Genomic DNA, 19,415 nt, shown 5'->3' with positions numbered 1-19,415 from the left:
GTTCGACCACAGGGGATCCGACGATGTCTGAACAATTCATGGGGCAGATCATGCTCTTCAGCGGCAACTTTGCGCCGCGAAATTTTGCGATGTGCAACGGGCAGCTCCTGCCGATCAATCAGAGCACCGCGCTCTTCTCGTTGCTGGGCACGTATTACGGCGGCAACGGCACTACGAACTTCCAGCTTCCCGATCTGCGTGGGCGCACGCCAGTGGGTTACGGCCAAAGCTATGGCATTGGCACCGGCTTCGGCGTCGATTCGGTGACGATCGACACCAGCCAGTTTCCGTCGCACACGCATGCGATCAACGCCACGACGACGCAAGGCACGGGCCGCAATCCAACCAACTCCATCTATGGCGCGCCACCTAGCGGGCAGATCTACGCCAACGCCGGCAGCGGCGCTGTCCAGCTCAACAACGGGCAGATGCAGCCCGCGGGCGGGAGTCAGCCGCATCCGAACATGCAACCGTTCAGCGTGATGACGTTCTGCATCTGCACGGCAGGCATCTATCCCTCGCGCAGTTAAATGCGATTCCTTCATCAGATCGTTTCCATCGGGAGATGGTGATCATGAGTCCTTACGTGGGTGAAATCCGGATGTTTAGTTTCAGCAAGGTGCCGGTTAACTGGGCACTCTGCGATGGCAGGTTGCTGCAGATAGCGCAGTACAACGCGCTCTACAACTTGTTGGGCACCAATTTTGGAGGCGATGGCATCACCACCTTTGCGATACCCAATTTGAGTGGCCGGGTACCGATGCACCAGGGGCGGGGGGGCGGGCGCCCGTTGTACGTCATCGGTCAAATTGGCGGCGACGAAACCGTCACGTTAAACACTACGCAGATACCGGCTCATACGCACCCGGTGTACGCCACCACCAATGCTGCCAGCAGCGGCACACCCGGCAACACCGTCATGCCCGGTGCATTGACCAACACCGACACGATGTATGCCACGGATTTGACTGGCGCGACCCAGCTTGCGCTGCAATCCAGTACTGTCGCCTCAGCCCCGGCGTCACCAAACGCCAACCTCCCGCACGACAACACCATGCCGACTTTGACGGTGTCCTACTGCATTTCCCTCGTCGGCATTTATCCGTCACAGAGCTGATCCATGCTGGGACAAGACGCGCGTCAGACCACTATGTCATTCCGGAGCAAACCATGACTGATTCTTTCATCGGCGAGATCCAGATCTACGGGTTCGACTTTGCACCGATCAACTGGGCGAAATGCAACGGCGCAACGCTGGCCATCCAGCAAAATACCCGGCTCTTTTCGTTGATCGGCACAACGTACGGCGGCAACGGCACCAGCAATTTTCAACTTCCGAACCTGTTGGATCGCGCCGCATGCAGCCAAGGTCAAGGCGTGGGACTGACCCCGCGTGTACTTGGCCAGGTATTCGGTGCCGCGCAAGTCACCTTGCTGTCCAACCAGACACCGTCGCACAGCCACGGTTTTGTGTTGTGGAACCAGGAAGATACGACCAAACGCACTAACACGCCTAAGAATGGCGTTGCGATGGTGCCACCGTTTCAGGCACATCCTTTCCCGGCGTCCAACACACCAGCCAATACGACGTTTTCACCCAACATGGCCGGTCCAGGCGGAACAGCGGCGCCACAACCGCACGAAAATCGCCAACCGGCGTTGGCGATCAACTATTGCATTTGCTTGAACGGAGTCCCTCCGACATTCAGCTGATGCTTGCATCCGAGCGGCTTCCTGGATTTCCTCCGGCGTCACCCGCGATCGGTATAAGCGAGCCGATGCGGGCCCGGAGTATTCAGTTGCGAGCAGCAAGGACGGATGACCTGCCTTACCTGCGCGGGCTCTATCGTGCGTTGAGAAGTGAGGAATTGTCGCTCGCAGATTGGCCCGAGGCGTTCAAGCAGACGTTTCTGGATGACCAGTTCGCCTTGCAACACATGCATTACGTCAACAGCTACGCCGACGCGGACTTCTGGGTGATCGAGCGCCACCAGCAGGCGATCGGCCGATACTATCTGCTGCGCGAACCGCCGTGTTATCACATCGTCGACATCACGCTCGACCCGGCATGGCGCAGTCGTGGCGTCGGCAGTCTGCTGCTGGATTGGACTCAATCGCTAGTACGACAACATGACGCAGCGGCTATCGGCTTGCATGTGGACGAGCGCAACGTAGGTGCACAGCGCCTTTACGCACGACATGGATTCGCCGAAACCTCGCGTGAAGCGCCTTATATCGCCATGCGATGGAACAACGTGGCTCAGTTGAACACGGCCTGATAAAGGAAACCGTCCTGGTTGCGTCCGATAGGCACCAGGAAAATGCCGAACTGGCCCATGTCCGGGTTGGCCATCTGATAAATGCGCTGCGGAAACAGCACCGGCGAGGTGTTGTGGAAGACCAGCGAAAACGGAGCACGGACCATGCCGTGCATGGGCCGGAACGGCAACGGCGTGGCTTCCACCAGCACGAAGGGTGTGCGCCCCTGATCCACGTCGACGACGAACGTTTGGTTGAGTCGACCCGCGAAATCTTCCAGTTGCAGAAACTGCATGTCCGTGCCCCTGTTATCCAACCCCGCGCGAGTTTCACACATTCAGGAATGGCTTGCGACAGCCAGGATCGGCATCAGGTTGCAGGGGCCACTTTACCCAGTTTTCGCAGGCGCAATTTCTCCGCGCGGCGCGCCTTGCGTACTGCCTTGCGTTCACGCCGGTCGTGCTGCCACAGATAAATGGCCGGTGTGCTGAGCAGTGTCAGCAATTGCGACACGAACAGGCCGCCCAGAATGGCGATACCCAGCGGCTGGCGCATTTCTTCGCCGATGCCGAAGCCAACGGCCAAGGGCAGCGCGGCGCCCATGGCGACCAGCGTCGTCATGGTAATGGGGCGGAAGCGCACCAATGCCGCTTCGCGAATGGCTTCCGGTGGCGAGAGATGGTCATCGCGCTCGGCGACCAGCGCGAAATCCACCATCAGGATCGCATTCTTCTTCACGATGCCGATCAGCATCAGCACCGCGATGACTGACATGGTCGACAGTTGCGTATGCGTGATCAGCATCGCCAGGAATGCGCCCATGCCCGCCGCGGGAAGCGTGGAAAGAATCGTCAGTGGATGGATGAGGCTTTCGTACAGCATGCCAAGGACGATGTACATGGCAAGGATGACCGCGATGAAAATGATCCCCGCATTGGTCGCCGCCTCCACCATCTTCTGGTTGTCGCCGGTGAATTTCTTCATTACGCCGGGCGGCAGCTGCGCCGCGAACATGGCCTGATCGACCAGCTTCAGGCCATCGGCCTGCGTTATGCCGTCGGCAAGGTTGTAGTGGATGGTGCCTGATTCGAGCTGGTTGTAGTGCTGGATGTCGATCGGTTCGATGTAAGGCTTGATATGCGCAATCGCCGAGAGCGGAACCATCCTGTTCTGATTGTTGCGCACATACAGGTTCAATAACGTTTCAGGGCTGACCGAATTGGCGTTGTCGGCGCTCAATATCACCTGGTATTGATTGATATCCGAATAGATCACCGAGACGGGCGTCTGCCCGAAGCCGTTGGCGAGCGCCTGGTCAATCTGGCCCATGCCGACCTGCATGCGCGAGGCGGCATTGCGGTCCACTTCCAGCAACTGCTGTTTGCCGATGCTGTCGAAGCTGGTGCTCACATCGTGGAATGGCTTCATCTTGCGCATCACCTGCGCCAGCCGAAGCGTCGGTTCCTGCAAGGGTTGGCCGCCGGTGCTCGCCAGATCGAAATCGTATTTTCCTTTGGCCTTGGTGCTGGTGGTGCCGTTGAACAAGTCGAGGCTGGTGATCGCAATGGTGACATCCGTCAGCGACTTGTAGCGCTCGTTGAGCCGCGCGACCACCTTCTCAGCGGGCTCCGGCCGCTCACCCGGACCCGTGCCACGCGGCTTCAGGTCGATGAAGTAGGTCGCTTCGTTGCTCACCGCGCCGTTGGTGTTGTTGCCGCCCAGGAAAGACGTCACATCGGACACGGCAGGATCGGCCAGCATGGTGGCTTCAACGGCCTTGGTCCGCTGCGCAAGCAGATCGGGCGAAATGTTCGGATCCGCGACCAGATCCACCTCGACCAGGCCGATATCGCTGCTTGGCATCAACGAACCGCCTGCGGTCTTGGCGACAGCCATCGCAAGCGCCACGGTCAGGAACAACAGGATCAGCGGTTGCCAGCGCATGATGCGCCGATGGCGCATGGCCCAGTTCAGTCCACTCTCGTAAATGCGCAGCAACGTGCGATCGAAGCGTTCGATGGCGGATTCGAACTTGCCTGGCTTGTACTGACCGGGCGCTTCCCTTGTCAGGTATCGGCCGCACAACGCAGGCGTGAGCGTCAACGACACGATGGCCGATATCACGATCGTCGCGATCAGCGTGACGGAGAACTCGCGCATCAGCAGCACCATCGTGTTCTTGCCGAACACCATCGGCGCGAACACCGCGACCAGCGACAGCGTGATCGATATCACCGTAAAGCCGATTTCCCGCACCCCGATCATGGATGCATTCAGCGGGTCGGACCCTTTCTCCATGTGACGAAAGATGTTTTCTATCACCACGATGGCGTCGTCCACCACGAAGCCGATGCACAGCACCAGTGCGATCAGCGACAGCATGTTCAGCGTGAAACCCAGCGCGTACATCAGCACGAATGCGCCCGCGAGCGAGAGCGGCACGCTGAACATGGCGATCACCATCGGGCGCACGCGACGCAGAAACACCAGCATCACCACCGCGACCATCACAATGCTGAGCAGCAGCGCCACTTCCACTTCGTGCAGCGCGGATTTGGTGCCCGCGGTGAGATCGAAAATCGGGGTGATCTTCACGTCGGCGGGCACCATCGCCTGAAGTCTTGGAAGGGTATCGCGAATGGTCTGGACCAACTGGACCGCGTTGGCTTCGGGCCGCTTCATCACCTGCATGACCGCGGCATGCTGGTTGTTGAACCATGCCGCCTGATACGCATCCTGCTGGCCGTTGGTGACGGTCGCCACGTCGGACAACCGCACTGGTACGCCTTTCTGATTGGCGATCACCAGCGTGGCGAAGTCTTGTGCGGTCTCAAGCCCGTCGCTGGCGGTCACCGTCATCTGCGTGACGCCGTCGCTCAGGATGCCCTGTGGCGACATGACATTGGCGGCGCGCAATGCGTTGGCCACATCATTGGCCGTGAGTCCTTTGGCGGTGAGCGCGCCGTTGTTCAGCGACACGCGTATCGCGTGCGGCGCACCACCGATCAGCTGTGCCTGCGCGACGCCCGTGATCTGCGATATCGCCGGACGCATCAGCGTATCGGCCAGATCGTAGAGCTTGTCCGGCGGCATGCTGGTGGACGTCATGGTAAGCAGCAGCACGGGAATCTGCGTCGTATCCGCCTTGAAATACTGCGGCGGGGACAGCGCCATGACCGCGGGCAGGTCGGGCAGCGCCGCATTGATCGCCTGCTGCACATCCCGCGCCACTTGATCCGCGTTACGCGACAAATCGAAGAGAATTTGAATCTGCGTGCCGCCCGGATTGGCATCGGAGGTCATTTGCTGAATGCCGGGGATGCGCCCCAGTTGCCGTTCCAGCGGTGCAGTGACTGTCGCCGCCACCGTTTGCGCATCGGCACCCGGTACCAGCGCCTGCACGGTGATCGCGGGAAACTGCAAGGACGGGAACGCGGCCAGTCCCAGCACCAGATAGGCGCAGAAACCCGCAATGACCAGGCCGATCGCCAGCAACGACGTGGCGACGGGGCGCCGGATGATGGGCTCGAAGATGTTCATGCCACCCTCCGCCAGCCGAACGCAGGACGACTTACCGCGAGGTGCATACGGGGCGAACGAAGATTGAGCGCGTGAGATCCATTCATAAGCATCTCATACGCTGATGCTTATGCATGCAAATGTGCCTGAAGTCCGGCCATGCCAGAAGGCATGAGGAAGCTTGCGTGAAGCTGCCGCGTCACCTTGCGCGCCCGTCATTCCGGTGCAAGCCGGAATGACGATGAGGAAAACAGGTGTTTCGGAAAGTTTACAGTCGCGTTCGCTGTTAAAGAGAAGTAATCAGCACGTCAATCCGTCACCGCCACCTGCTTGCCCAACTGCCGCAAGCGCCGTTTCTCTTCGCGACGCGCTTTGCGCGCGGCCTTGCGCACGCGGCGGTCGTGCTGCCACAGATAAATCGCCGGCGTGCTGAGCAGGGTAAGCAGCTGCGACACCGACAATCCGCCCAGAATCGCGATACCCAAGGGCTGGCGCATCTCCGATCCCATGCCGAAGCCGACCGCCAGCGGCAGCGCCGCGCCCATCGCCACCAGCGTGGTCATGGTGATCGGGCGGAAGCGCACCAGCGCCGCTTCGCGAATCGCATCAGGCGGCGACAGCTTGTGGTCGCGCTCGGCGACCAGGGCGAAGTCCACCATCAGGATGGCGTTCTTCTTCACGATGCCGATCAGCATCAGCACCGCGATCACCGACATGATGGTGAGCTGCGTGTGCGTGATCAGCATCGCCAGGAAGGCACCCATGCCCGCGGCCGGCAGCGTGGAAAGAATCGTCAGCGGATGGATCAGGCTTTCGTAAAGAATGCCCAGCACGATGTACATCACGATGATCACCGCCGCGAACACGATCAGCGCATTTTCCAGCGCTTCGACCAGCTTCTGGTTGTCGCCGGTGTAACGCCGGGTGATGCCTGCGGGCAGCTGTGCGGCGAATATCGCCTGATCGATGAACTTCAAACCATCGCCCTGCGTGATGCCATCGGCCAGGTTGTAGCTGATCGTGGACGATTCCGTCTGATTGAAGTGCTGGACTTCCACCGGCGCGATGTTTGCCCGTATATGCGATAACGCCGAGAGCGGAATCATCTTCCCCTGAGTATTGCGAACATAGGTGTTCAGCAAGGTGTCGGGGCTCAGCGAATCGGCGTTGCTGGCGGCCAGCACGACACGGTATTGGTTGATATCCGAATAGATCACCGACACGGGATTCTGGCCGAAGGCGTCGACCAGCGCCTGGTCGATCTGTCCCACGCCAATCTGCAGGCGCGAGGCGGCATCGCGATCGATGTCCAGCAGCTGTTGCTTGCCGATGCTGTCGTAGCTGGTGGTAACGTTCTTGAACTGTTTCATCTTGCGCATCACCTGCGCGAGACGCAGCGTCGCCTGCTGCAGCGGCGCACCCGTGGTGCTGTCCAGGTCGAAGGCGTATTCGCCGCCGCCCTTGTTGTTGCCGCCGCCGAGGAACTGCAGGCCGCGCATCGTCACGGTCATGTCCGGCAGCTTCTTGTACTGCTTGTCCAGTCGCTCGATCACTTTCTCAAGCGGATCATGACGCTGGCCCGGCCCCTTGCCCAGCGGCTTGAGGTCGACGAACAGCGTGGAACTGTTGCCGACCGCGCCGTTGTTGTTGTTGCCGCCGAGTATCGTCGTCACGTCGGACACGGCAGGATCGGCCTGCATCACGGCCGCCACCGCCTGGGTGCGCTTGGCCATCAATTCGGGCGAGATGTTTGCATCGGCGGACATCTGCGCGATCAGCATGCCGGTATCTTCCTTCGGCATGATGCCGCCGCCGGCGGTCTTGGCGACAAACACCGCGAGCAGGCCGGTGAGCAACAGCAGGATCAGCGGTTGCCAGCGCATGACGCGGCGATGGTGCATCGCCCAATCCAGGCCGCGTTGGTAGATGCGGAGCATCCATCGGTCGAAACGCTCGATCGTCGCTTCGAGCTTGCCGGGTTTGCGTTCCCCTGGTTTTTCCTCGAGCAGATAGCGACCGCACAGCGCCGGTGTGAGCGTGAGCGATACCACGGCGGAAATCACGATCGTCGCGATCAGCGTGACCGAGAACTCGCGCATCAGCATCACCAGCGTGTTGTTGCCGAACACCATCGGTGCGAACACCGCCACCAGCGATACGGTGATCGAGATCACCGTGAAGCCGATCTCGCGCACGCCGAGCAAGGCTGCATCGAGCGCCTCCATGCCATGCTCCATGTGGCGCACGATGTTCTCGATCACCACGATGGCGTCGTCCACCACGAAGCCGATGCACAGCACCAGGGCGATCAACGACAGCGTGTTGAGCGTGAAGCCCAGCGCGTACATCACCACGAATGCGCCGGCCAGCGACAGCGGCACGCTGATCATCGCGATCAGCGTGGGACGCAGGCGCCGCAGGAACACCAGCATCACCAGCGCCACCATCACGATACTGAGCAGCAACGCGATTTCCACTTCGTGCAGCGCGGACTTGGTGCCCTGGGTGAGGTCGAAGATCGGCGTGATCGTCACATCCGCCGCCACAAGGTTGCGTAGTGCCGGCAGGCGCGAGCGAATTTCCTGCACCAGCGCGACGGAGTTCGCCTCGGGCCGCTTGCTGATCTGCATCGATACCGCGCGCTGGCCGTTGAACCAGGCCGCCTGGTATTTGTCCTGCTCGCCGCTGGTGATGGTGGCGACATCCGACAGGCGCACCGGCACGGTCTTCTGGCTGGCGATCACCAGCGATGCGAAATCCTGGGGTGTCTGCAGCGCATCGTTGGCGGTCACCGTCATCTGGCGGATGCCGTCGCTGAGGATGCCTTGCGGCGAGGTCACGTTCGCCGCACGCAGCGTGTTGGCGATGTCGTTCGCCGTAATCCCCTTGGCGGTGAGCGCCATGTTGTTCAGCGTGACGCGCACCGCGTGCGGCGTGCCGCCGAACACCTGCACCTGTGCCACTCCCGGTATCTGCGACACGGCCGGCTTCAGCAAGGTATCGGTGAGGTCGTACAGCTTGTCCGGCGGCATGCCGGTCGAGGTCAGCGAGATCAGCAGGACCGGAATCGACGCGGTATCGAACTTGAAATACTGCGGCGGCAGCATGCCGATCGGCAGGTCCGGCTGCGCGGCGTTGATCGCGGCCTGCACGTCGCGCGCGGCCTTGTCCGCGTTGCGGCCGAAGTCGAACAGGATCTGGATCTGCGTACCGCCGGCATTGCTGTCGGAGGTCATCTGCTGAATGCCCGGAATGCGTCCCAGCTGGCGTTCCAGCGGCGCCACCACCGTGGCCGCCATGGTTTGCGCATCGGCGCCCGGGTATTGGGCGATCACGACCAGCCCAGGGAAATCCAGCGACGGCAGCGCGGCCACGCCCAGCAGCAGATAAGCGCAGAAGCCCGCAATGGTCAGGCCGATCGCCAGTAGCGACGTGCCGATAGGTCTTCGAATAATCGGTTCAAAGATATTCACGGCGCTACCTGAACGTCGTCAGGAAAGCGCAAGCTGCGCACGCGCGAATCCGGCGCGTGCGTCGGCGCATCGAAAGAGAAGGGCACATTCATGGGCACCTTATGCCTTGGCGGGCGATCAGTGCGAATGTGCCTGAAGTCCGACCCTGCCGGAAGACATGGGCGCGGATTTTCCTGCCCAGGCAATTATCCGTTCAGCCAATCCCTCGTCGCGGTGTGTGCCGAGACGAGGGGGCGTATTGGTCAGTGAATCGACGGGCTGTAACGAAAGGTGAGATACCAGGTGCGGCCGAGCTGGTTGTAGTAGTAGGCCGTCTCGTAGTTGTGATCGAATGCGTTCGCGAGCTTGCCTTCCACCTGCCAGCCGGGCGCAAACGTGTAGCTGGCGCGCAGATCCGTGGTGGCGTAGCCGCCCATGCGGTACACATTCGCCGTGTCGTCGTAGCGCTTGCCCGAGGCAAAGAACGTCGCGCCGACCGCGAACTTGCCAAAGCTGCGATCCACGTCGACGCGTGCGGTGTCCCTGGCGCGGCGGGGCAGCAGGTTGCCGTCGCCGGGGCCGATGCCATCGTTCTTCGGCTGCATCAGCGTCAGGTAGCTCTGCACGCGCCAGTCGGCCACCTTGAAACCGAGCTGGCTTTCGATGCCGCGGATCACGGCGCGGCTGATGTTCACGGGAACGAATGCCTCGTTGAAGGCGATCAGATCGTCGATGCGTGTCTGGTAGGCATTCACGCCCCAGTTCCAGCCGTTCAGCTGCTGCGAAAGTCCGATCTCGGCGCTGCGCGAGGTTTCCGGTTGCAGGTTGGGGTTGGCCGTTGGCACGCCACCGAAAGCAGGAAAGTAGAGGTCATCGAACGTCGGCGCGTGGAAGGCGGTGCCATAACTCACCGACAGTACCGGCCCCTGGTCGAAGTGATAACCCCATGCGGCGGAGCCGGTGTTGTGGTTGCCGAATTGATCGTTGTGATCGTGGCGTGCGGAAAGCTGCACTTCGTTCTGGCCGAACGTGCCCTGATACAGCGCGAATGTGCCGGTGTCGCCGCGGGTGGTCTGCTGGAAATCCGTGTCGCTGTAGATATGTTCCTGCTGATAATCCACGCCGACTGTCAGCAACTGATTGGTGGCGAGCGTGATGTCGTTCTGCCACGAGGCCTGGTTGCGACGCGAATCGAAGTAACCCGTCGCCATGCGCGGGTAGTACGCGCCGAAATACGAGCCCTGGTAGAACGTGCTGTCGTCGTCGCGGCTTTGTCCGGCGTTGAGCGTGACCTTCCAGATGGCAAGCGGCGAGAAACTCAGGCGCGCGCCGGCTACGTGCTGCTCTTCGATCGCATCGTTGCCGCCATACGGCGTGCCGGCGAATTCCACATCGCTCTTGCTGCGCAACCAGTCGAACGCCAGCTCGGTGCCGTTATCCCAGCGATAGCCGACATTGGCCAGGCCATTCCAGTTGCGATACGCATCGTTGCGCGGATCGTCCACGAAACATGCCACGCCCAGCTCCGCCGCACCGTTGCGGCACGCGGGAATGCCGGCGGTGTATTCGCCGCCGAGGTTGGCGTTGTACCAAAGGTGCGAATCGCCGCCCGAAACGCCGGCCTCGCCGCTGACAAAGTTGTGACTGCCGCCCGTCACGCTGACGGACGGTGCAATGCCGCCGTTCGGCTGGCCATGGCGCGTGAAGATCTGGATCACGCCACCAATCGCATCCGAGCCGTACAGGCTGGCACGCGGACCGCGCACCAGTTCAATGCGTTCGATCGCTCCCACCGGAATCTGCTCCAGCGCCGGCAAGCCCGCGCTGACCGAGCCGATGCGCACGCCATCGATCAGCACCAGCACATGCGTGGCGTTCGTGCCGCGCAAATACAGCGACGATTGCTGCCCGATGCCGCCGGTCTGTGTGATGGATACGCCCGGCAGGCCGGTCAGCAGATCCAGGACGGAGGTCGGCTGCAGGCGATCGATATCGTCGCGCGTGATCACGGTGACCGACGACAGCGCGTTGTTTTCGCTGACTGCGGTACGCGTCGCGGTGACGACTACGGTTTCCAATGTGTTGCCTTGATCGCTGGCGGCGGTTTGCGCGTAGCTGGCTTGAGCTGTCAGCCCGAGCCCGATCAGCGCCACGGTCAGCGAAGTTTTCTTCAACATGATGTCGGTTCCCCTGCCACGCGTCCCCGCGCGGCATAAGTGAATAAGCCGGCAACCGTGCGAAGAAGGAACGGAAAAGCGGGCAGGCGATGGACGTCGCAGCACGCGATCCGAGCCTCGCCCACCGCGAGTTGCCAGAACAATGAATCAGGCCGGTCTCCGGACTCGCGAGTGGCATGCGATGGAGCTACATGCCGTCGAACGATGCCTTCCCATGCGATACAGCACAGTGGCGCGTGATCGTTCGTAAAAACGCTCGCTTACCGTTGCGGGGGCAGTGCCGGCCTTGCTGCGTGAACAGCGCACCGGCTTCCCGTTTCATCCCCTTGGATCGACCTTGGGGACACCCGAAACGCGCAAACTGTAGCGGGTGGGGGTTTTCCTAGCAATCTTTGGGCGTTTGTACTTGGCACGGCAAAACGGTCAAACCTGTACAGTCCGCGCCTCGTTCGTCCGACATGAACCCAGGTGCGAAGCGCATGAAGAAGGTTGTTTCCGGCAAACGTGCCGTGTTGTGGTTGGCCATGGGCATGGTGTGCTGGTCGCAGGGCATCCTGGCTGGACCGCCATCCACCGGGACAACCGATGCCGTTGCCGCCGTGCGGCGCCCGCTCGATCAGCCCCAACCGCCCGTCGGCCCGGGCCCGAGCGCGGAAACCATCAAGGCTTGGCAGGACCGCAAGTTCGGCATGTTCATCCACTTCGGCCTGTATTCCATCGCGGGCGGCATGTGGAACGGAAAGCGCGTGGACAACGGCTACAGCGAGCAGATTTTTGCCAACGGGCCGATTCCTCCGAAAGATTATGAGGCCCTGGCATCGCGCTTTGATCCGGAGCACTTCGACGCCGATGCGATCGTGGCGCTGGCCAAGGCGGCGGGCATGAAATTCATCGTCATCACCGCCAAGCATCACGACGGCTTCAATTTGTTCCAGACCGCGGAAACGACATACAACGCCGTCGATGGCACGCCGTATCACAAGGACATCGTCAAGGAACTGGCCGATGCCTGCGCGCGCGGCGGCCTGAAATTCGGCGTTTATTACTCGACGATCGATTGGCATCATCCCGGTGGCAACACGTACATCGAAGGCAACAGCAATCCGATTACGCCTTCCCAAGAGGCCTTCAATGTCGCCCAGCTCAAGGAGCTGCTGAGCCACTACGGTCCTATCGCCGAAATCTGGTTCGACATGGGCAAACCAACGCCTGCGCAGAGCGCGCATTTCGCGCATACCGTGCACGCCTTGCAGCCGCAGACGATGATTTCCGGCCGCGTGTGGAACTACGACGGCGACTTCGCCGTGATGGGTGACAACAGCGAACCCGACGTGGCAATGGAATTGCCCTGGCAGTCGCCGGCGTCGATGTTTCCGGAAACCTGGGGTTATCGCTCGTGGCAGGCGCGAACCGATCTGCCGGGCAAGATTCGCGAGAACATCACGCGCCTGGTTCGCGTGGTCAGCCAGGGCGGCAACTACATCCTCAATATCGGCCCGGAAGGCGATGGTTCCGTCGTGCCATTCGAATCACAGGTGCTGCATGGCATCGGCGACTGGCTGAAGCGCAACGGCGAGGCCATTTACGGCACGCGCAAACAGCCCTTCGCGGCATTGGATTTCGGCTACGCGACGGTCGGGCCCCACGCGATCTATCTGTTCGTATCCAAGATGCCGGCCGATCATCAGCTTCGCGTGCCGGGTGTGGCCGATACCGCGCTGGGTCGTGCGTATCGACTGGGTTCGCCGCATGACACGGTCGATGTTCAACGCAAGGGCGACGACATCAGCATTGCGCTGGATCGCCTTGCCGACTGGCCGGCGACCGATGCCGGCAACGCCAACGTGGATGCGTTCATGCCCGTCGTCGTGCTGCCTTTCAAGGGAGCGCTGCGGGTTCGTCCCGCCGTCATCGCTGCGGCTTCCGATGGAAGTTTTCACTTGCAGCCGACGCAAGCGGAGCACTACCTCAATTACAACGGCGAAGGCTACGAAGCGCCCGCCACGCTCTACAAGCTGAGCTGGCATCTCGATGCAAAGGCTACGAATTACTCGCTCACGGTCAGCTACATGCCCTGGCCTACTGACAGTCGCATGGATGTGTGGGTCGACGGCCGGCGCTATCCGCTTGACCTTGCGGGCACCACTTCAGGGAAGCAAGGTGTCATGAGCCAGACCGTAAACGTACACAGCGATCGCATGACGCATCCTTACGCCATGCAGCTGGAGCTGACGCCGTCTGCGCCATTCATACAGGGCAGCAAGCTTCCGGTGACCGTGCAATCTGTTGAGTTGTCGCCGATGCAGTGAGCAAAGAGTGGCGAGGACGATACTCGCACCGCAAAAGGTTGTCGCAAATCCCCAGGCCGCGCGCGCCCGGTTCGACGTGCAGAAACGTTCGCATCGCGGGGTGTCAGGCGGCTTCCCAGTTGTCGTCCGCGAGCACCACACGGTTTCGTCCCGCCGTTTTGGCCAGGTACAGCGCCGTATCGGCGCGCCGAATGAGATCGAAGCCATCGTGGTCTTTTGGCCGCAGCCAAGCTGCGCCGATCGAGCAGGTGACCGTCACGTGTGCGCCATCGCCATCGAAAGGACTGTTGGCGATGTACTGGCGCAGCGTTTCAAAAGGGGCGGGATCGTCGAGGGACGCTCCGGGCACCACGGCCAGGATCTCCTCGCCACCGTAGCGGCCCAGGGTGGCGCCGGGCGGCAGCATTTGGCACAGCCGCGTGGCAGCTTCGATCAATACCGCGTCGCCGGCGAGGTGGCCGTAGTGATCGTTGATGCGCTTGAAATGGTCGAGGTCGATCAGCGCCACGGCCAGCGACCGGTTACTTTGCCGCGCTTCGCCGATCGCCGATGCCAGGATCTCCAGCACGCGCGAGCGATTGGGCAGGCCCGTCAACGCGTCGTGCGTGGCTTGATGCCAGAGTGCGGCGCGAGCATCTTCCAAAGCCTGCTTGTCCACCTCCAGCTCGCGCGTACGCAGGGCGACCAACTGTTCGAGCCTATGCGCGCGCGCGCGTAGATGCCGCGTGCGCAGTTGCCAGACCAGCACGATGCCCAAGGCGAGCAACGACAATCCGCCCAACACGGCAGGTGTTCGCTGCCACCAGGGAGGCACGATGTGCAGCGGCAGCTGCACGACCGGCGAAAACTGTCGGCTGTCCGGATCGTAAGCCATCGCTTCAAACACGAAGTCGCCGGGTGGCAGCGTTGGGTAGTCGACCTGCGGCCGATCCGAATTCACCCAGCTGTGTTCCAAGCCTCGCAGTCGGTAGCGATATTGCAAAGTGCTACGCGTGGGCGCGCCCTGCGTGGCAAGGCGCAGGGTGATGGGCTGGTCGGGTGCGTAGTCGAAGCGATAAGCGGAAGCGGGTGCCTGCATGACGCCGCCACGGCGCAATCCGGTGATGACGATCTGCGCGGGATCGGACGTCGCCAGCGACGATGGATGCAGAATCTGGGAGATGCCGTTGCTGGTGCCGATCCACACCGAGCCATCGTCATCGGCGAAGAAGGCATTCTCGGCGATGTCATCCCAGATCAATCCGTCGTCCTCGGTGAGGCGACGCCAATGCTGTCCGTTGAACAACTCCACGCCGTCCGTGCCGCCGATCCACAGCCAGCCGCGACGATCGTGCTGGATGAAATAGATGCGCGTGCTGTCGAGGAGATCGTCACCCGCGTGCCGCACGGTCAGGGCATCGTCGTCGGTGACGCGACCGTGCCACAGACCGCCGAAATTGCTGGCCAGGTAGAGGTCGCCATTCGGTTCCACGTCCAGATGCGTGAATTGCTCATCGGACGGCGCGCCTTCGACGCGAATACGTGTCCAACGGCCGTGGGCAAGACGGAACAGGCCAGGTTCGCCGCTGAACCATAGCCGGCCCTGCGCATCCTCTTTCGCGTCGGAGAACACGTTGTCGGGAACCACGTCCCCGCCTGCGCGTTGCAGCGCATGGCCATCGTAGAGGTACATCCCACGTTCGGTGCAAAGCCACACCTGCCCATGGCGGTCGACCAGCATCTCGCGAATGTAGGCGGGCGAATGCGCAAGTGTGTCTGTGGTGCCCTGGCGAGCGCGATAACGCACCAGCTCGCCGGAGTAGTACGCCACGAGCATGTCGCCCTCGGGCAATGCAGACAGTCCCGTGGCTTCCTGCGCCAGCGGCGGTGCTTTCAGAGGCCAGGCGGTGAGGCGCGAGGCGCCGGGTGCGAGCACGCTGCCGCCCAGCTCATCGCCGACCCAAAGTGCGCCGCTGCTGGCGCGTGCGATCACCCAGCTCGGATTGCTGTCCAGGCCTTGCAAGGTTTGCCAGCTCTGGATTTGATCGTAACCGCGCCATTGCAGGACACCGCGACCGTACGTGCCGATCCAAAGCACATGATTGCGGTCGTACAACAATGCATCGATGCCGATATCGGGCAGGCCGTTGCTTGCATCGAAGGTGCGCCAACCGTGACCGTCCCAGCGCGCCAGGCCATCGTTGGCGCGAGTGAGCAGACGCCCATCGTCGTCTTCGATCATGTCCAGATACGCCGTGACGACGCGCGCACCAGGCAGGTCATGATCGGCGAACATCGCGTCGCCGGGAGACAGTGTGCGAATGTGATAAGGACTGCGGACCCAGAGTGTGCCGTCGCGAGCGCGAAGGTAGGAGGTCCAGGTGTCCGAAGGGATGCCATCGCGCTCGCTCCAAACGCGCAGTTGGTCTCCCGCGAGCTGGCACAGCGACTTGCCGCAACCGAACCACAGCGTGTGTCCATCGGCGAAGACACTGGTGATGTCCGATAGCGCTGGCGTCGTGCGCTGCGCCGTTGCGTCGAAACGCGGACGTGCGCGCCATGCCGTTCCGCTGGACTCGATCAGCCACAAGCGATGTTGACTCACCGCATACAGCCGGCCTTCCAGATCGGCGAGCATGGCGCCCGCGTCGATCGGTAGCGGACGTCCTTGCGCAGTGATGATGGGCGTGAAGCGCTGACCATCGCCCACATAGAGCCCGGTCCGCGTGCCCACCCACAAGCGGCCCGGGGCATCCTGATGCACGGCGCCGATGTAGCTGCCTAGCAGGCCGTTCTCGGCGCCGATGCGCTGGAAAGCGTGACCGTCGAAACGAAACAGCCCGTTCTCGGTGCAGACGTATACAAAGCCGCGGCGATCCTGGACCAGGCAGTTGTCTTCCAGACTCCCCAGGCCCTGCGCTTGGGTGAAACTCGCCAGGCTGATGGCTTGGCCGTGGGCGCCAGTCGTCATGACCAGCATGGCAAGCCAGGCGACCACCGCGCATGCCCCATGCCAGCGGCGGAAAATCCGCGAGGATTCGCCCCTCAAGTCATTCGCCACTGCGTTCAATGTTCCATGGCCCCCGTTCGCCTTACGCGATGGCGCATCCGTGCGCGCGACGTGTATTCGGATCGAACAATAGCGTAGGTTCGCGTTCCGGCGCAGGCGCCTGACGCGGCTCGTCCATCAGGATCGGCAGCCCGCGGACGACCTCGCGCGGACAGTCACCGTAAGCCAGTCAAAAGAAGGCCATGTGAAGAAGCCGGCGCCTGCCGCGCCCGGCCATCAGTCAGTTTGCAGTTCGGCCACGAAATCGTAGATATCGCCGCGATACCACGAGGTGGTGAACTCCACCACGCGGCCGTCGTCGAGAAAACCGCGACGTTCGATATGCAGGCCGGCGCTGCCGGCCGTCACGTGCAGCAGGCGGGCCTGGCGTGCGCCGAGCAGTACCGCGCGCAGGCGCTGCAAGGCGCGGACGGGGCGGCAATTGTGGTGTTCCAGCGCTTCGTAGAGCGAATCGTGCACTTCGTGCGGATCGGCCAGCACGCTGGCGGGCACCACGCTTCGCTCGATCGCCAACGGCTCGTCTTCGGCATAGCGCACGCGGTGCAGGCGCGCGACCAGCACGCCGGGCGACAGGTTGAGCGCCATGGATTCTTCCGGCGTCACCTCGCCCACGCTGCGTTCGAAGAATTCGGAACGCGGATGCAGGCCGCGGGCGCGCAGGTCTTCGGTGAAGCTGGTCAGCCGGGACATCGGCTTGATGATGCGCTCGGCCACGAAGGTGCCGGCGCCGTGGCGCTGGGTCAGCAGGCCTTCCTCGACCAGGCCGGAAATGGCCTTGCGTACCGTGACCCGGGAAAGCCCCAGGGCCAGGGACAGATCCCGTTCGCTGGGCAGGGTTTGACCCGGTTCAATATCCCGATGCTGTATCACGTTACGAATAGCCCGGCGCAGTCGCAGGTAGGCCAGCGGCTGGTGGGTGGTCGTGTCGCGGCTGAGGCGCCGGTATTCGTCGGCCAGGGCGTTTTGCATCCCTGCACAATACCAATGCCGAACCACTGGTACAACTGGTGCCATACGCCAGCGCCCGGTGAGCTTAGGAAAAATTTGCATACGAATGCACCCCAAGGGGGACTGGTATTACCTGGTATGTCATTGGTACGATCCAGCTTCCCCCGGCGGCTGCACCCCCGTGGCCAGCCAGTATCAGCAAGAGGTGAGTTGTGACTGCACCTGCTCTACCGGTCGACACCTTCGACCTGGTGATTTTCGGCGGCACTGGCGACCTGGCCGTGCGCAAATTGCTCCCTGCCCTGTTCCACCGCTTCGTCGACGGCCAGATCCAGCCCGGCAGCCGCATCCTCGGCGTGGCCCGCGAAGGACTGGACGACGACGGCTATCGCGCCCAGATCCGCGCCGCGCTCAACGGCGCGGCCGAATCGCAGCCCGACAAGCTCGCGGCGTTCCTCAAGCTGGTCGGCTACCGCCCGCTCGATGCCCGCAAGGACGACGGCTGGGACGACTTCGCCAAGCTGCTGGCCGAGCGGCCCGGCAACGTGCGCGTGTTCTATCTGTCCACGTCGCCGGAATTGTTCGTCGACATCTGCCAGCGCCTGGGTCACTACGGGCTCAACCAGGGCGAGTCGCGCGTGGTGCTGGAAAAGCCGATCGGCCACGATCTGGTCAGCGCCAACCGCATCAACGACGACGTCGGCCGCGTCTTCGCCGAATCGCAGACGTTCCGCATCGATCACTATCTCGGCAAGGAAACGGTGCAGAACCTGCTGGCGTTGCGTTTCGGCAACGCGTTGTTCGAGCCGCTGTGGAACGCCGGGCACATCGATCACGTGCAGATCACCGTGGCCGAAACGTTGGGCGTCGAGAAGCGCGGGCCGTATTACGACCACGCCGGCGCGCTGCGCGACATGGTGCAGAACCACATGCTGCAGCTGTTGTGCATGGTGGCGATGGAGCCGCCCGCGTCGATGTCGCCCGATGCGGTTCGCGATGAAAAACTGAAGGTGCTGCATTCGCTCAAGCGCATCGACGAAGGCAATGCGTCGCAGCTCACCGTGCGCGGCCAGTACCGTGCCGGCGCGGCCGAAGGGCACAGCGTGCCGGGCTATATCGAAGACCTCAACAGCACCGCCAAGACGAAGGTGGAGAAATCCAACACCGAAACCTTCGTGGCGCTGAAAGCCGAGATCGGCAACTGGCGCTGGGCCGGCGTGCCGTTCTATCTGCGTACCGGCAAGCGTCTTGCCGAGCGCGTGTCGGAAATCGTGGTGGCCTTCAAACCCGTTCCGCACTCCATTTTCACTGCCGCTGCAGGCCCGCTGGCGCAAAATCGCCTGGTGCTGAGGCTGCAGCCGGACGAAGGCGTGAAGCTGTGGCTCACGATCAAGCATCCGGGGCCGGGCGGCCTGCGTCTGCGCCATGTGCCGCTGGACATGAGCTTCGCCGAAGCGTTCGGCGCGCAACAGCCGGATGCGTACGAGCGGCTGCTGCTCGATGTGGTGCGTGGCAATCCCACGCTGTTCATGCGTCGCGACGAAGTCGAAGCCGCATGGCGCTGGGCCGATCCGATTCTGGCGGCGTGGGCGGCCAGCGGCGAAGCGCCGCGTCCGTACACGTCCGGTACGTGGGGGCCCAGCGCTTCAGTGGCCCTGATCGAACGCGACGGCCGCACCTGGGACGAGGACAACGAATAGTG

12 protein-coding genes and 1 riboswitch are annotated in these 19,415 nt (G+C 62.3%); of the genes, 6 read left to right on the top strand and 6 right to left on the bottom strand.

The features are described from left to right. Positions 1–23 precede the first annotated feature (23 nt). The 4 genes from DWU99_RS17315 (at position 24) to DWU99_RS17300 (ending at position 2,279) form a co-directional block, all read left to right on the top strand. On the top strand, positions 24–530 hold the full coding sequence (locus tag DWU99_RS17315) for a phage tail protein (RefSeq protein ID WP_115479329.1): 507 nt from the start codon (positions 24–26) through the stop codon (positions 528–530). A gap of 41 nt (positions 531–571) precedes the next feature. Further along, the gene (locus DWU99_RS17310; RefSeq protein ID WP_115479437.1) at positions 572–1,117 is read left to right on the top strand and encodes a phage tail protein; all 546 of its coding nucleotides are present in this window, start codon (positions 572–574) and stop codon (positions 1,115–1,117) included. Between the two features lie 53 nt (positions 1,118–1,170). Further along, complete coding sequence (locus tag DWU99_RS17305) at positions 1,171–1,713, top strand: phage tail protein (RefSeq protein ID WP_115479328.1); 543 nt, start codon at positions 1,171–1,173, stop codon at positions 1,711–1,713. An 86-nt stretch (positions 1,714–1,799) separates the two neighbouring features. Then, the gene (locus DWU99_RS17300) at positions 1,800–2,279 is read left to right on the top strand and encodes a GNAT family N-acetyltransferase (RefSeq protein ID WP_158543346.1); all 480 of its coding nucleotides are present in this window, start codon (positions 1,800–1,802) and stop codon (positions 2,277–2,279) included. Here the strand turns inward: DWU99_RS17300 and DWU99_RS17295 are convergent. The 4 genes from DWU99_RS17295 to DWU99_RS17280 form a co-directional block, all read right to left on the bottom strand. After that, the gene (locus DWU99_RS17295; RefSeq protein ID WP_115479326.1) at positions 2,261–2,554 is read right to left on the bottom strand and encodes a DUF6916 family protein; all 294 of its coding nucleotides are present in this window, start codon (positions 2,552–2,554) and stop codon (positions 2,261–2,263) included. The genes DWU99_RS17300 and DWU99_RS17295 overlap by 19 nt on opposite strands. A 74-nt stretch (positions 2,555–2,628) precedes the next feature. After that, positions 2,629–5,799 carry an efflux RND transporter permease subunit gene (locus DWU99_RS17290; RefSeq protein WP_115479325.1) on the bottom strand — a complete coding sequence of 1,057 codons (3,171 nt, stop codon included), beginning with the start codon at positions 5,797–5,799 and terminating at the stop codon, positions 2,629–2,631. 287 nt (positions 5,800–6,086) lie between these two features. Continuing rightward, positions 6,087–9,251: an efflux RND transporter permease subunit gene (locus tag DWU99_RS17285; RefSeq protein WP_115479324.1), complete on the bottom strand. Its 3,165-nt coding sequence runs from the start codon at positions 9,249–9,251 to the stop codon at positions 6,087–6,089. A gap of 242 nt (positions 9,252–9,493) precedes the next feature. Beyond that, positions 9,494–11,407, bottom strand: coding sequence for a TonB-dependent receptor domain-containing protein (locus tag DWU99_RS17280; protein WP_233511201.1), 1,914 nt, complete (start codon positions 11,405–11,407; stop codon positions 9,494–9,496). A 133-nt stretch (positions 11,408–11,540) separates the two neighbouring features. After that, a riboswitch (cobalamin riboswitch) is annotated at positions 11,541–11,773 on the bottom strand. 113 nt (positions 11,774–11,886) lie between these two features. Between DWU99_RS17280 and DWU99_RS17275 the strand changes: the two genes are divergently transcribed. Continuing rightward, entirely contained in the window at positions 11,887–13,716 is a 1,830-nt protein-coding gene (locus tag DWU99_RS17275) for an alpha-L-fucosidase (protein ID WP_233511200.1), read from the top strand. Positions 13,717–13,819: 103 nt separating this feature from the next. Here the strand turns inward: DWU99_RS17275 and DWU99_RS17270 are convergent, their stop codons facing one another. Continuing rightward, the gene (locus DWU99_RS17270) at positions 13,820–16,693 is read right to left on the bottom strand and encodes a ligand-binding sensor domain-containing diguanylate cyclase (RefSeq protein ID WP_115479323.1); all 2,874 of its coding nucleotides are present in this window, start codon (positions 16,691–16,693) and stop codon (positions 13,820–13,822) included. A 288-nt stretch (positions 16,694–16,981) separates the two neighbouring features. Next, positions 16,982–17,734 (bottom strand): GntR family transcriptional regulator, encoded by a 753-nt coding sequence (locus DWU99_RS17265; protein WP_115479322.1) that lies wholly within the window; start codon positions 17,732–17,734, stop codon positions 16,982–16,984. A gap of 191 nt (positions 17,735–17,925) precedes the next feature. Here DWU99_RS17265 and zwf point away from each other — a divergent pair, with 191 nt between their 5' ends. Further along, complete coding sequence (zwf, locus tag DWU99_RS17260; RefSeq protein WP_115479321.1) at positions 17,926–19,413, top strand: glucose-6-phosphate dehydrogenase; 1,488 nt, start codon at positions 17,926–17,928, stop codon at positions 19,411–19,413. Positions 19,414–19,415: the final 2 nt, after the last annotated feature.

Source organism: Dyella psychrodurans, assembly GCF_003363265.1.
GTDB classification, from domain to species: domain Bacteria; phylum Pseudomonadota; class Gammaproteobacteria; order Xanthomonadales; family Rhodanobacteraceae; genus Dyella_B; species Dyella_B psychrodurans.
The sequence above is the reverse complement of the archived record's forward strand: the minus strand, read 5'-3'. Positions and strand labels throughout refer to the sequence as shown.